10 protein-coding genes and 1 pseudogene are annotated in these 13,411 nt (G+C 72.0%); 5 read left to right on the forward strand and 6 right to left on the reverse strand.

Features of this window, described 5'->3' with window-relative positions:
- Nucleotides 1-950 precede the first annotated feature (950 nt).
- From EV562_RS34095 to EV562_RS34105, 3 genes are all read right to left on the reverse strand, one after another.
- Entirely contained in the window at nt 951-1,211 is a 261-nt protein-coding gene (locus EV562_RS34095; protein ID WP_133890745.1) for a hypothetical protein, read from the reverse strand.
- 869 nt (nt 1,212-2,080) lie between these two features.
- Nucleotides 2,081-2,680 carry a hypothetical protein gene (locus EV562_RS34100; protein ID WP_133890746.1) on the reverse strand — a complete coding sequence of 200 codons (600 nt, stop codon included), beginning with the start codon at nt 2,678-2,680 and terminating at the stop codon, nt 2,081-2,083.
- A 186-nt stretch (nt 2,681-2,866) separates the two neighbouring features.
- Nucleotides 2,867-5,368: a DEAD/DEAH box helicase gene (locus EV562_RS34105; RefSeq protein WP_133890747.1), complete on the reverse strand. Its 2,502-nt coding sequence runs from the start codon at nt 5,366-5,368 to the stop codon at nt 2,867-2,869.
- A 187-nt stretch (nt 5,369-5,555) separates the two neighbouring features.
- Here EV562_RS34105 and EV562_RS35805 point away from each other — a divergent pair.
- Nucleotides 5,556-5,714: pseudogene (locus EV562_RS35805) on the forward strand (XRE family transcriptional regulator); the annotation flags it as partial.
- A gap of 559 nt (nt 5,715-6,273) precedes the next feature.
- On the opposite strand, the gene EV562_RS34110 reads toward EV562_RS35805, so the two are convergent.
- Nucleotides 6,274-7,218, reverse strand: coding sequence for a ScbA/BarX family gamma-butyrolactone biosynthesis protein (locus EV562_RS34110; protein WP_133890748.1), 945 nt, complete (start codon nt 7,216-7,218; stop codon nt 6,274-6,276).
- 119 nt (nt 7,219-7,337) lie between these two features.
- On the opposite strand from EV562_RS34110, the gene EV562_RS34115 reads away from it, so the two are divergent.
- Together EV562_RS34115 and EV562_RS34120 are read left to right on the forward strand one after the other, a co-directional pair.
- On the forward strand, nt 7,338-7,976 hold the full coding sequence (locus tag EV562_RS34115; protein ID WP_243860315.1) for a ScbR family autoregulator-binding transcription factor: 639 nt from the start codon (nt 7,338-7,340) through the stop codon (nt 7,974-7,976).
- Nucleotides 7,973-8,932 (forward strand): NAD(P)-dependent oxidoreductase, encoded by a 960-nt coding sequence (locus EV562_RS34120; RefSeq protein WP_133890750.1) that lies wholly within the window; start codon nt 7,973-7,975, stop codon nt 8,930-8,932. Before EV562_RS34115 ends, EV562_RS34120 begins: the two co-directional genes overlap by 4 nt.
- Before the next feature lie 49 nt (nt 8,933-8,981).
- Here the strand turns inward: EV562_RS34120 and EV562_RS35255 are convergent, their stop codons facing one another.
- Nucleotides 8,982-9,620, reverse strand: coding sequence for a TetR/AcrR family transcriptional regulator (locus EV562_RS35255; RefSeq protein ID WP_166662145.1), 639 nt, complete (start codon nt 9,618-9,620; stop codon nt 8,982-8,984).
- A 337-nt stretch (nt 9,621-9,957) separates the two neighbouring features.
- On the opposite strand from EV562_RS35255, the gene EV562_RS34130 reads away from it, so the two are divergent.
- Both EV562_RS34130 and EV562_RS34135 read left to right on the forward strand, forming a co-directional pair.
- Complete coding sequence (locus EV562_RS34130) at nt 9,958-11,073, forward strand: transposase (RefSeq protein ID WP_133890752.1); 1,116 nt, start codon at nt 9,958-9,960, stop codon at nt 11,071-11,073.
- Between the two features lie 155 nt (nt 11,074-11,228).
- Nucleotides 11,229-11,579 carry a helix-turn-helix domain-containing protein gene (locus EV562_RS34135; protein WP_133890753.1) on the forward strand — a complete coding sequence of 117 codons (351 nt, stop codon included), beginning with the start codon at nt 11,229-11,231 and terminating at the stop codon, nt 11,577-11,579.
- A gap of 293 nt (nt 11,580-11,872) precedes the next feature.
- Here EV562_RS34135 and EV562_RS34140 read toward each other — a convergent pair whose 3' ends face one another.
- On the reverse strand, nt 11,873-13,177 hold the full coding sequence (locus tag EV562_RS34140; RefSeq protein ID WP_166662146.1) for a cation:proton antiporter: 1,305 nt from the start codon (nt 13,175-13,177) through the stop codon (nt 11,873-11,875).
- Nucleotides 13,178-13,411 lie beyond the last annotated feature (234 nt).

Genomic DNA, 13,411 nt, shown 5'->3' on the forward strand with positions numbered 1-13,411 from the left:
CCCGCGGAGCGGGTACCCCATCGCTGCGCGATTGGGCAAGCGAACCCCCGCGCTGCGCGCGGGGGTTGCGCTCCCGCTCCGCGTGAGCGCTGCTGCTCGCTGCGCGAGCAGCCCACCGGCCCGGCTGCGCCGGGCCGGTGACGCTCCGTCCGCTGCGCTCCCGGAGCTGCGGGGCATTGCCCCGCTGGAGTGGCCTCCGCTGCGCTCCAGCCACCGGCCGCACCCGCTGCGCGGGACGGCCAACGGGCCTGCGGCCCGGGCAGCGAGGAGGGCGGGTGGCCGGGCGGTGGTGACCCTGCATCAGGTGATGCCCCATGTAGCTTTGGCAGAAACGGGCCATCCCCGTGCTTCAAAGTGAATCACCAGACTGACTCTGGAACCAGCCTCTGCCCCCGCTCCCTTCGGAGCGGGGGCAGATTGGCTTATGCCTGGTTCTTTCGCCGGTTGGCCCTGCGGTCGAGCGCGGCCCTGAGGACGAGTGCCCGGCGACTCGATGCGGGGCACGGTTCCAGGATTCCCCGCGAGTACAGGGTGGCTCGCATTGCTGCCCCTGCATTCACGGCGACTTCGATGGATCGGAAAATGTCCTGGGCCTGTTCCACGCTGGTCGGGTGCTGGAATTCGCACGCGCACTCATATTTGCGTTCGGCGGTCAGGTTGATGAGTGCCAGGGGGTGTTCCTTGACGGGAATGCAGCCTGGGTGACGGTTGGCCGGACGCGGAATGCCGTTGCCGTTGCGGCCCCGGAGGTGGCTCCAGAACCGGTGTCCCTTCCAGCCGCACAGGCGGCATTCCATCAGCCACGGCTGATCCGCGCCGGGGTAGCCCCGCAAGGGGGGTCCATCCGAGCTGGGCAAGGCGGGACATGGCCTCTGGGGAGCGAACGAGGTTGGGGATGGTAAACCGCAGGTCCGGCAGGAGGTAGGCGTAGGTGCGGGTGGCGCGCACGCTCACGGTGGAGCGCAGCCGGTCGGCGGGTGAGTGGACGGGGGCCTGAGCGGGGATGGTGGGCGCTTGCCCTGGTCGATGAGGGTGACGAGGTGGGCGGCGGCCTGGTGCCGGTCGGCGGCCCGCTGGACGGGGTGGCCGGGCATGGTCGCGTACCAGCTGCCGTGACGGCGGTGGACGGTCCCGGCCGGGGTCTGGTCGACGGTGACGGGATAGAACCCCTCTTCGTCGCGCTTCCCGATAGTGTAGCGCTGCGTTTCCATTCTCTGGCTCCTTTTCGGTTGGCCTTTGGGTTTGCCGGTTGGGTGCCACTCCCTCCCGACAAGGAAAAGACTATTCAATTCGCCAGGCAAGATCAAATAAAGAGCCCTCGAAAGGAGGTTTCCTTTTCTCTCTTTTCCGTCTGAACAGGATTTCGCTATTCCCTTTTCCGGGGTAGGTGGGCCGGGGCGTGGTGCCGGTCGCCGCTTCCGATGGCGCGCAGCGCTGTCGGTGCCCGGCGCAGCGCCGCAGGGGTCGCACAGCGAGGGCGGGAACGCAGCGGACGCCCGGTGCCCCGCCCGCGTGGCAGGCGGCGTCCGGTGCCGCGCCCCGGCCCACCCACCCCGGAAAAGAGGGGGACGCGTTGCTGCGCACGGTTGTGGTGCGCGCCCCGCCGCGGGGCGGTCTGCTGGCTTTGTCTGCGCGGCGGGTTGTGCGGGGAGGCCGGCGGCCCCGGTGGGGTGGATATGCTGGCGCTGGAGTCCTCTTCGGAGGGTCTTTGGGTTGGCCGGTGCCCTTGCCACCCGCTTCGGCGGATTGGGCACCGGCCGCTTTCGTGTGTCAGGGCCGGACGCCGAGCGCTGCGGCCTCAAGCCGCGCCCCCAACGCACTCCGCAACGCTTGTGCGGCTGCTCACGAGCGGCTTCCGTTCGAGTCCGGCCAGCGGTGTACAACATCCCCCGCATCGACGGGGAAGACGCCGCCAGGTCAGTGCCCACCATCAGCAGCTTTGGGACACCGCGTCGGCGGGGAAGACGACGGTATGGCGCTCCGCCTGGTGCTCGGGGACGGAGCGCCCCGCGTCGGCGGGGAGGGCTCGGTGACCTGTCGCTTCCGGCCTACGAACAGCTCGCAAGCCGGGTCCTGTGCATCAGTAGATGGAGAGTGGGGGCACAACGATCGATGAGCCGTTATCTCTCAGCGTTCCCTGCCATCGGGCTTCGATATCAGGACGTAACTGCCGAAGCTGCCGCCAGCCCTCAACGGATTCAGGCAGAGTGTCTCCCCTCGACCAAGCGCCCATCAGCATGCGGGTCTCGCTCCGGGACAGGAACGCAACTTCCGCCAGGGAGTGTCCGGGGACACTGCCGGACTGAGCCATGTCCAAGAGGTAGCAGACTTCCGCGATACGCAGGCGTAGCTCTCTGTCCAGCAGGAAGGACTGCTCGAAACCCAGGATGGCGCAGATCTTGGTGGCGCTCCTATCTGTCTCGTGGGGTGGCTGGTTGAGGAGCCTGACGGGGTGCTCCAAGTAGGCACCCAGGATGTTCTCGACTGCGCGGCGCTCGCGGTCCGCTTTGGCTGCCCTGCTCTCGTCTTCAATGGCTCTTCTTCGGGCCGACTCCGCGTCCTCCAAGGATTCCTGCCGGGCCCTCTGTGCCTGCCGGCGGGCGCCGATCCTTCCAATGGTGTCGCCGCTGAGGCCTATAAGCCCGCCGACGGCGACGCTGACGACAGTTCCCCACTCCATGGGCTTCCCCCTGTGTAGTGAATGCGCCGCTGCCCAATGATCCAACCGAGAGTCCCTGGCAGCCGGTGGAGCCGAGCCTACCGAGCAACACCGGGGCGCTGAGTCGGGAAACAAGGCTTTGGGCTCTACGCTTGTCGAAGCAGTAGAGTCACAACGCCTCGCGGATTCCGACGGGATCGGCGTCCGCTACGCCCACCGCATCCCAATCGCGGACAGCTGCTCGACCCGCTCCGGGGCCAGCGTCGCCGCCCGGCTGCGCTGGTTGCCGATCCATGCTCCGAGCTTGTGCTCCCGCTCCTCCTGGTCCTCCCCGACGACGATGCGTTCAACGTGCTTGCGGGGGACCTGGAGGTGCCCCTCACGCTCGTAGAACTGCTTGGCGGCCTCGTAGTTCAGCGCCCACTTGTCGGCTTGCGTGCGGCGCGGTCGCGGCTTCTCCTCCTCGGTGGCGGGCTCGATGCCGAGGACCTGTTCGCACATCCACTGCTGCACGGTGGTGAGTTTGTCCCAGCCGAGGCGGACGGAGCGGACCCAGCGTCCGAGGTCTTCTCCCTGGTGGACGACGTCGCCGGGCGAGGTGGGCAGCGGGCGGCCGGTGTCCAGGTGGAGGCGTACGAGGTGGAAGGCGCGCTGCCACTCCACCGGCCAGGTAGGGCACCAGGAGGGGTCGATGTCCTCCAGTTGCTCGCGCCGCACCTCCGACAGCGCCCCGGCCGACGAGGCTACCGACAGGCCCTCGGCGCGCTGCTGCTCGATGTCGGCTGCCTTGCGGGCGGCGGTCCGTGCGTTCTTCAGCCAGATGCCCACGCGGTAGCCCTGGTAGGTGGCGTCCAGCGGGGCCAGGAGGTGACCGTGTTCGGCGGCCCAGTCGCGTGCCGCGGCGAGGCCTTGCTCCCATGCGACGTCGAAGTGCGACCAGACCATGCCGAGTTTCTCCAGCTGCCGGGCGCGGTCGGCGTCCATGTCGCCGCGGGCGTAGGTGCGCCGGTTGTCGGCGATCCACTGCCCGAGCGGGAAGTCGGCGAGCGAGGCCGGCCACCCTGCGGCCGCCGTCTCCTGGTCGTCGGCGGCGGGCACCCGGTAGGTGAACGGGACCTTGAGGTCGCCGTGGAGCCGGTGGTAGAGGGTGGCGGCCTCGATGCCGCGCCGCCAGTGCTGGTGCTCGGGGTTGAGGACGCGCAGGTTGATGAACGCGGCCAGCGCGGCGGGGTCGCGCGGCGTGGAGAACTTCAGCAAGCTCCGTGCGGCCGCCGACGGCCCGCCGTCCCCCTCCGTCTGGTCCTCCTGGCGCTGCTCGGCGCCATGAGCAGCCTGAGGGGTGCTTGGGACCTGCGGTTCGGCGAGTTGTTCCACCACTCGGGCGTCATGTGCCCTGAGGGCGGTCAGCAGCTTGGCCAGCCCGCCGAAGGCGCGGGAGGTGAGCATGTTGTCGGCCGTCTCGCCGGGTCCGAGCAGGACGGGCACCACGAGGGAGGCGACCTTGCCCTCGCCGGGCTGCATGCGCAGCGCTCGGCCGACGGCTTGGACCAAGTCGGGCATGGCGCCGCGTACGTCCGCGAAGTACACGGAGTCGCATTTCCGGGTGTCGACGCCTTCACCGAGCACCTTCACGGAGCTCAGGTAGCCCTTCTCGACCACCGTGCCGTCGGCGGCGATCCCGGCCGCGAACTCCGCGAGGACCCGGCGGCGGTGGGCGGGCTTGTGCTCGCCGCACAGCCAGTCGGCCCAGGTCGTTGCCGGGTACAGGACGGGGTCCTCGGTGTGCAGCTTGGCCGCGACGTCGGGCAGGCCGGCCGTGAACGCCTCGGCCTCCTTGACCTGGTGGTGGAAGGTGAGCGTGCGCCTGAACCCTTCCTCCGACGACGCCTTGACCAGCGCTGTCTGGAGCGCTGCCAGCCGGGCCCCGCGGATCTCGTCCGAGCGGGCCCCGGCGCCCAGGAGCTGCGCGGCTTGAAGCCGGGTGTCGGTGATGTCCACACACACCACCTGGTACGGCGCACAGATTCCCCTGTCGATGGCCTGCGACAGCGTCAACGTGTACGCCCGGCTGCCGAAGGGGCCGGCGGGGTCGTCGTCCATGCTCGCGACCAGCTCGCCCGGGGCGCCGGCCGCCTCCTCGTCTCCGAGCTGCCACAGGCGGGGCGTGGCCGTCATGTACAGGCGGCGCAGCGCGGGGATGCGGGTGTTGTCGTGGACGACCGCCCACGGCTTCCCGATCCGGCCCGACGTGCGGTGGGCTTCGTCCACGACGATCAGGTCCCAGCCCGGCAGCCCCGCCTGGTGCGCCCGTTCCAGGGTGCCGAGCCCGAGGGAGGCGTACGTCGCGAAGACGGTGACCTTGTCGAACGGCCGCACCCACGCGGTCAGCTCCCGCACGTCGGTGGTGCTGGGGAAGCCGGTGCCCTCCCCTCGCAGTGAGGAGACGCCGATCATCGGGCCGGTGCGGCCGGCCGCACGCCAGGCCGCCTCGGTCTGCGCCAGCAGATCCAGCGAAGGCACGAGCACCAGGACCCGGCCCGCGCGGAGTTCGTGTGCGCTCTGCGCGGCAACCAGGGTTTTGCCCGAGCCGGTCGCCATCACGATCTGGGTGCGCAGCCCGCGCTCGGGGACGGTGCCGGCTGCGGGCACCTCCAGGGCGGCCCGCACGGCATCGACAGCCTCACGCTGATGGGGACGGAGCTTCGTCATGAGCAGGGTCCTTTATGGTGCCGGGGAGGACACGAGTGTGCCCTGGTCGGGGCTGTGGCGCAGTGTAGGTCCCCCTGCGTCGGCGGGGAGGACGGCGGTGTGAGCTTCGCCAGCTCAGCCTGGTACGGAGCACCCCGCGGACGCGGGGAGGGGTGTTCGGGTGCGAGAAGCACGGCGGCCGGACGGTGCCGTTGCCGAGTTGCTCGGCGTCAGGCAGTGCGCGGTGGAACGGTATGTGAAGAAACAGATCAGAAGGGCCCGCTCAGAGCTCGCCGCCCGCCTCGAGCGTGAGGTCTGCACGCGTTGGCGGCCGCGGATCAAGGCGACGGCGGAACAGGCCGCGGCCGCCCCGAAGTGCAGCGCTGTTGCCGTCGTGTCCTGATCGGCCAAGGGCCGCGGAGGCTATGGTCTCGAGATCGCCGGTCTCGGCGTCTGCGGCCTCTCACCGGGTGTCGCCCGTGCAGTCGTGCAGCCTCCGCAGGATGAGGCGCCCCACCTTGGTCCCCGGGGGCGGGAGCGTGATTTTTCCCGTCCTCTTTGTCGTCCCACTCCTCGTCGCGGCATGGGGGCTGTGCGGCCCGGGGTGGGGTCCGGGCCGCAGAGGTCTTGTTGTCGCTCGGTTCGCTGTTGGTTGTTTTTTCTGGCTTGTGGTGCGGGCGTTGCTGTGGTCGGTCGCTTTCGCGTGGTGTGCGGGGTGGCGGAGGGGTGGTTCGTTGGGGAAGGCCGCGTCGGGGCGGGGGGCGGGGGGCGTGTGTGGTGCGGGATGTGTGGGGGTGTCGTTGTCGGCTGGTTCGGTGTGCGGGTGGCTTCGTCGCCGTAGGGCGGTGGTCGTGGGGGGTGGGGCGGGCGGCTGGTGTGGGGGCGGCGTCGCGGCGGGGCGGGGTGGAGGATATTGCCTGAGGCGACTATTGGGCCGGAAGAGGGCTGATGTCGCCGCTCGCGGTGAAGACGGGTGTCCCGTCCTGGTGGGCGGAGATGCGGGTGCGTGAGCGGGCGCCGGCGGAGATGAGGGTTTCGTCGTGTGTTTCGAGCCAGCAGGGAGAGCCGAACTCGACGTAGCGGTGGAAAACGATGTCAAGTGCGGTCAGGATGCCGGGGCCGAAGCCTGCGGACGCCGCTGTGGCGGCCTGTCGTACGGCTTCGAGCAGCACCATGCCCGGTGCGTGGTCGACGGCGTGGTCGAAGAGGACCGGGTGGTCCGTGTCGAGCCGGAGCTGCCAGCGCCTGGGAGTTCCCGAGGGTGACAGGACGACGTCCTCGCGGCGGGTGCGGCCGACGGCGGCGCACGGTGCGGGGTCGGTGGGTCTCGGTGCGCCGGCAAACACTTCGGACACTCCCGCCCGGCCGGCGCGCAGGCGCTCGTAGATCTTCGGTGAGTGGCAGCCGAACCGGGTGCCGGCCACCGCGAGGGTCGCGCCGTCCCTCAGTGCTTCGATGTCCATGGACATGGAGGCGGGAAGGCCCCGCTGGTACCGGATGTCGCTGCAGCGGACCCGCAGTTCGATCTCGGCGGGTGTGCGTTCGATGCGCATGGCCTGGGGGTTGAGTGTGAGCTGGAAGTGCGACCAGCTCAGCTGGTACCCGAAAGGCATGCCGTAGGCGGCGTGGGCCAGCAGGGGGAAGGTCTGGCGGACGGTCTCGGCCATGAGCATGGGGTCGTGGACGCCGTGCTCGGAGGTGTAGAAGCTGTGGCTGCGCGGCCACTGGGCGGTGACGGTGAAGGTGTCCTGGCCCGTTGCGCGCCAGCCGGTCAGGAAGACTTCGGCGAACGCGGCCCGGTGGACGAACTCTCTTGCGACGGTCGTGGTCAGCGTAGGTGCCGCTACGTGACGATCCGCTGAAACAAGCACTTCATGCCCCCCTTGGCGAAATACCCATCAGAATCCCCCATGTCTGAATCGACCTCTGTGTCGTCCAGATCGTGAGGCCCCTGTAAAATAAGGGGTGTTCGTTTTGTTTGTCGAGGGAGATGAGGATCCTGGTGGGCGAGCCCAAGCAGGAGCGGGCGGTGAGGACTCGCGAGGTGATCCTCCGTGCGGCTGCTGCGGTTTTCGACGAGTGCGGCTACGCGGGCGCCAGCATCAGCAAGATCATGAGCCGGTCCGGGGTGACCCAGGGGGGTATGTACTTCCACTTCAAATCGAAAGAAGCCCTCGCCCACGCCGTGATGGCCAGCCAGCAGGAGTTCGTCCAGCTCCCCGCCGGCCGCGACGGGCTGCAGCGGCTCATCGACATCACGTTCCACATCGCCGGCGAACTCGCGGACAACGTGCTGTTCCGGGCCAGTGTCCGCCTCGCCGTCGAGCAGGGTGAGCTCGGCATCCACGACGACACGGCCTACCAGGAGTGGGCCGAGCTGTTCCACACGCAGCTGGTCGCGGCGCGGCGTGACGGCGAGCTGTACGACGACGTCGACGTACGCGAGTTCGCCACCGTGCTGGTGGGTGCCTACACGGGGACGCAGATATTCTCCAACGCCGCCACCCACCGCGAGGACCTCCCCCAGCGGGTCGCCGCCCTGTGGCGCTACTTCCTTCCGGCGCTCACCGATGCGCAGACGCGGCAGGGGCTGCGCGTGGGGCCGGGCGCCCGGGCGGCCGGCGCGTGAGCGGGCCGCGGATCGCCGTGGCCGGCGCCACCGGTTTCGTCGGGTCGGCGGTCATGGGCGCGCTCCTCGACGGCGGCCTTGGCGGTCCGGGGGCGGCGCCGGCCCGGGTCCGGGTGCTCGGCCGGCGGCCGGGAGGGTACGCGGGCCGGCCGGGCGTCGAGTGGCGCTACGCCGACCTGGCGTCGCCCGCGACGCTCGACGGCACCTGCGACGGTGCCGACGTCCTGCTCAGTCTGGCCTGTTCCCTCAGCTCCGACGAGGCGCGGTGCGCGGCCGTCAACGTCACCGGGACCGCGGCGCTCATGGCCGAGGCCGTACGTGCCGGAGTGCGGCACGTGGTCCATCTGTCCACCGCCGCGGTCTACGGGCCCGGGCCGCACCACGGCGTCGCCGTCGGCGGCGTGCGGCCCGCGCCCGTCTCGCCGGCCAGCCGGACCCGGCTGGCCGGCGAGCGGTACGCCCTGGAGGCGGGCGCGACGGTCCTGCGCCTGGGACTGGTGACCGGAACGGGCGACCGCTGGGTGGTGCCGGCCCTGGACGAACTCCTGGCACGGGTGCCGGCCCTGTGGGACGGCGGCCGCGCGCTGCTGTCCGTGATCGACGTCGGTGACCTGGCCAGGCTCATCGTCTCCCTCGCCGCCGGCGCACCCGCCCCCGGCAGACGGGTCCTGCATGCCAGCCATCCCCTGCCCGTGCGGACGGGGGAACTGCTGGCGGGACTGGCCCGGCAGGGGGTGCTTCCGCACGTGTCCGCCGAACTGCCCTGGGCCGAGTGTCTGCTGCGGCTGCGCGAGCGGCCCGGCCGTACGAGCGAGCGCCAGTTCGCCCTGCTGGCCCGCGACCACTGGTACGTGAGCGACGAGGTCTGGCGCATCGCCGGCTGCCCGCCCGGGCCGGGCCCGGTGTCCCGGCTCCCCCGCGCCGCGGCCTTCTACCGGACGCTCCTGCGCGGATGAGGGGGCGCCGTTCGCGGCGGAGCTCCCTGCCGGGGAAGGTTCCGGCCCGTCACGGCGGCAGCGGGTGCTCCTCCCCCGCACGGGTGAGAGGTGCGGCCGGGGCGGACAGGGCGGGCAGCACGGCCTTCCAGAGCTGAGCCAGCACGTTTGCGGCCGCGCCCTCCCCGGTGCGGCCGGCCACCAGGTGAGCGGTACGGCAGGCCACCGCACCGCGGGTGAGGTGTTCCGCCAGCGCGTGTACGTCGTCCTCGCTCACCCCGCCGGCGAGGTGCCCCTGGGCGAACGCCTGGCCGATCCGTTCGCCGATCACGGGCAGCCACAGATCCGACAGCGGATCGCTGTGGCCGCGGTCGCGGGCCAGGGCGAGGGAGGCCCGCACCGCGCAGTCGGTCTCCACCGCTTCCGCGAAGGCGACGGACAGCCGGACCACGCTCTGCAGCGGGGGGCCGGACGCGGCCTCCTGACGGCTGCCGAGCGCGGCCGCCAGCCGGCTTCGCCCTTCCGCCTCGACGCCGTCCGCGAGTTCCTGCTTGGAGGGGAAGTGGAACATCATCGCGCCCGAGGAGAGCCCTGCCCTGCGGCAGACCTGGGCCAGCGACGTGATGTGGTAGCCGTTCACGTCGAACAGCTCCGCGGCCGCCCGCAGGAACGCCGCCCGGGTACGTACAGCCCTTTCCTGCCTCGTCATCGCTGTCTCCCTGGTCGTCGTCCGCAGCGGGGCGGGGAAGCCGGGTCCGGACTGTTCTGCGCATGGGGCAGTTGAGTGGATGTCACAGTTTGCACAGTCTGTGAAGGCCAGGCGCCGTCCGGCAACGCAGAGTTGGCGAAGATGCGGCCCGCCTTCCCGGTCCCTCGGGCGCACAGCGTCAGGCCCCCGCCCCGCGCAGGGCCGCTGACCACGGGATACGCAGCCGACTTGGCGAAATGGGAGGGCGATCCGACCGAGCCATCCCAAAAAAAAGGGGCGTTCGTTATTCTTTTCGGGTCGCCGGCTGCCGGCCGGCTCGAGGGGGAGGGGATGCCTCATGACCACGTACGCTCCGGCGCCGGTCGCCTCGGTCGACTCGTTCGCGGACGAGCTCTTCTCGGGCCTGCCGCGAGCCGACCAGCGCCGCTGGGCACGCATCTACCTGCGGGGCCTGCTGGCCACGCCGGGCAAGAAGTCCCTGCGGCGCATCGCCTCGGCGGTGGCCGCCTCGCCGACCGCGTCGCAGTCGATGCACCAGTTCATCAACGTCAGCCCCTGGGAGTGGCAGCCCGTACGCGACGCGCTCGCCCGCTGGGTGACGGCCCGTCAGGCCCCGGAGGCGTACGTCCTGGATCTGGCCTACATCCCCAAGCGGGGCCTGCACAGCTGCGGCGTGCACACCCGCTTCGTCCCGCAGCTCGGGCGGAGCGCCAGCTGCCAGGTCGGTCTCGGCCTCTTCATGGCCTCCGCGCGCAGTACCGTGCCCGTCGACTGGCAGCTGCACCTGCCCGCGCCGTGGCCGGCAGGCGGGGAGCGCCGGCACGCGGGGGTGCAGGACCCTTCCCCCGCGCAGAGCCTCGAGGAGCAGACGGGAGCGGTCCTCGCCTCGTGCGACCGCTGGGCCGGCAGCCGGAGCCTGCCCGTCGTCGCCGATCTGACCCCCCATGCCGACAGCCTCCACCTGGTGCACGCGATGCTGCGCCGCCGCCAGCCCTTCATGGTCCAGGTCCCGCCGCACACCCGGCTGGTCACCTCTCAGGGGACCGAACGCGATGCGCGGTCGCTGACCGACCGGCCCGGCCGCGGCGCCGCCCTGACCTTCGGTGCCGAACAGATCGTCTCCACCGCCCCGGTCTGGGCCCCGGGAAGGACGCCCGGGACGGGGGGCACCTTCGACGCCTGCCGTGTCATCGCCATGGGCCGCGGCGGGGACCGGGCCCGCCGGAGCTGGTGGCTGACCAGTCTGGCCGGCGAGCGCACCGACCGCCTCGCGGCCCTGTCCGCCCTGCTGACACGCTCCGCCGGGGCGATCACCGACATGCAGCAGGGGCTGGGGCTCGCCGACTTCGAAGGGAGGTCGTTCCCCGGCTGGCACCATCACATGACCATCGTGTCCGCGGCCTACGCCTGGCAGTGCCTGCGACAGGACCCGCCGCACGGCCCGGGCGCCTGAGGGCCGGCCCGGCCTCCCCCCGGCCAGGCCCGCAGGAGCGGGAGAGCAGCACCTCCAGCCGGCCGGACAGACCGTCAGGACCGCGCCGGCGCCACGCCCCTGCCCGGCCCGCCGCATCACACCGTCCACAGCCCCACCACCCCAGGAGACAGCCCATGCCGCGCCCGCCCGCTCTTCCCCCGGAGCAGAAGGTCACCATCGTCCTGGCGGTCCTCGCCGGGGAGACCACCGCCGCGGAGGCCGCCCGCACCGCCGGTGTCACGGACCAGGCCATATACAACTGGAAGAGACGCTTCGTCACAGCGGGCCGCAACGGCCTGGAGACCGGTCTCGACCAGGCCAGCCAGCGCGAGAGGCAGCTGCTGGGAGAAGTCGCCGAACTCAAGCAGGCGCTCGGGGACTCCTATCTGCAGCTGCGCTCCATCCGCGCCTCGATGCTCTCGGCGAGAGCCTCCTCACCGGGACGTGTGAACCAGGGCGCGCTCGCCTCGGCCCGAGGCGCCTGACCCCTCCCCCGGCAGCGCCCGGCCCGCACGCACGGCGCGCCGTGCGGGCCGGGCGGCCGGGCGGGCCGTGCGCACACGCGGCGCCGAGGCGGTGCGTGCCCTCCCGCCGGGGCACGCACCGCCTCGGTGCCGCGTGCCCGGCGCGTCCCCGGTTCGCGCCCGCTCCTGTGCCCGCCCGGGCGCACCGGCCGGCCCCGTGGTGCGTGCCGCCCGCCGAAGAGGCCGGCGGCGCGCACCACACCGCTGCACGGGCAGAACGGGGAAAGGGCCCGCTGTCTTTCCGGGCGGACGCCTCACCGGCCCGCCGGCACGGCGCCTTTGAGCCGGGCGGCAGGCTGAGCGGGAACCACCGGGGCCGCGGACGCCGGCGGGATCGCGGACGCCGGGCCGTGGGGGCCGCGGTCCAGGAGGCGCAGGAGCGGGCCGGTCATCGCGGTGGTCACCAGGGCCATCACCACCAGGACCCGGGTCAGCGCAGGGGTGAGGACACCGGACTCCAGCCCCGCCTGCAGCATGACGAGTTCGGTCAGCCCGCGCGTGTTCATCAGCACGGCCACCTGACGCGAGGAACGGGGCGAGCGCCCGCCGAGGCGCGCCCCGAGGTACCCGCCGCCGATCTTGCCCGCGGCTCCGAGAGCGATCGCGAGGGCGAACAGCGGCCACCCGGCGGCCCCCCGGCTGTCGCCGAACACCGTCACGCCGGTCACCACGAAGAAGACCGGGACCAGGGCCTGCCCGGCCCGGGAGACCGAAGCCACAGCAGGCGCCCACGGGCTGCTCCCGCCTCTGGGCACCGCCATCCCCACCGCGGCCGCCCCCACGATCGCCGTCATCCCCATGTGCTCGGCCGACAGGGCGACGCCGATGGCCGCAGTGCCCAGCGCGGCGGCGGCGGCACCGGGCGCCCGTTCGCCCAGCCGGCGGGCCGCCGGCGTCAGCATCACCGCCCTGAGGGCCCACGCACCCGCGGCGGCCGCCGCGAGTGCGAGCAGCGAGCGCAGGAACCCGGCCGGGCTGCCCGACGAGAGACACAGGGCCAGCGTCAGCAACAGCCAGCCCAGTGTGTCGATCACGACGGCCGAGGTGAGCGTCAGCGCCCCCGTCACCGACCGGTGCATGCGGCGTTCGGCGATCATCCGGGCCATCACCGGCACCGCGCTGATGCTCAGCGTGACGGCCACCATGAGGACGAACGAGGCGGCCGGGGCATGACCGCGGACGGCGGTGTCCTCGCGCAGGACGATCCAGCCGGCGAAGAGGGCCCCGCACAGCAGCGGCAGCAGCAGGGCGCCCGCGCTCACCCACGCGACCGCGCGCCTGCCCGGCCGTGCCGCGGTCTGCAGACGGTGGGCGAGGCCGACGAGGAAGAGAACCAGCCCGGCCTCGCCCACGAGCTTCAGGTCACCCAGCACGGGCTGGGGCAGCACCGCGTCGAAGGCCGGCCGGCCGAAGAACGCGAGCACCGCAGGGCCCGCGAGAAGGCCGAGGGTGATCTCTCCCACGACCTCGGGCTGACGCAGCCGGCGGGCCACCGCCCGGCCGCCGCGAGCGGCGGCCAGAACGGTGACGAGAACAGCGAGCAGATGCAGTACGGACACGGTGGTCGATCCCTCTGGAGTGGGCGGACCGGACAGCGGCGGGCGAAGTCACCGGCGCCCGGCGGGATACCTGCGAAAGGCCGAGGTCACACGGCGGAAAGCCGCAGCCACGCCGGGCCGCAGCCACACGGCGAGAAGCCGGGGCCCACGCGGGGCCGGCGGGCCGGGGCCATACGGGGCCGCGGGCAGGGGCCACGCGGGGCCAGGGCCATACGGCGCCGGGGCCATACGGGG

This window comes from Streptomyces sp. BK208 (genome assembly GCF_004364245.1).
Lineage (GTDB): Bacteria > Actinomycetota > Actinomycetes > Streptomycetales > Streptomycetaceae > Streptomyces.

Coding starts and splice junctions, on each gene's coding strand:
- EV562_RS34095 (WP_133890745.1), bottom strand. CDS start 1,211: ATGGAAACGCAGCGCTACACTATCGGGAAGCGCGACGAAGAGGGGTTC.
- EV562_RS34100 (WP_133890746.1), bottom strand. CDS start 2,680: ATGGAGTGGGGAACTGTCGTCAGCGTCGCCGTCGGCGGGCTTATAGGC.
- EV562_RS34105 (WP_133890747.1), bottom strand. CDS start 5,368: ATGACGAAGCTCCGTCCCCATCAGCGTGAGGCTGTCGATGCCGTGCGG.
- EV562_RS34115 (WP_243860315.1), top strand. CDS start 7,338: ATGAGGATCCTGGTGGGCGAGCCCAAGCAGGAGCGGGCGGTGAGGACT.
- EV562_RS35255 (WP_166662145.1), bottom strand. CDS start 9,620: ATGACGAGGCAGGAAAGGGCTGTACGTACCCGGGCGGCGTTCCTGCGG.
- EV562_RS34130 (WP_133890752.1), top strand. CDS start 9,958: ATGACCACGTACGCTCCGGCGCCGGTCGCCTCGGTCGACTCGTTCGCG.
- EV562_RS34135 (WP_133890753.1), top strand. CDS start 11,229: ATGCCGCGCCCGCCCGCTCTTCCCCCGGAGCAGAAGGTCACCATCGTC.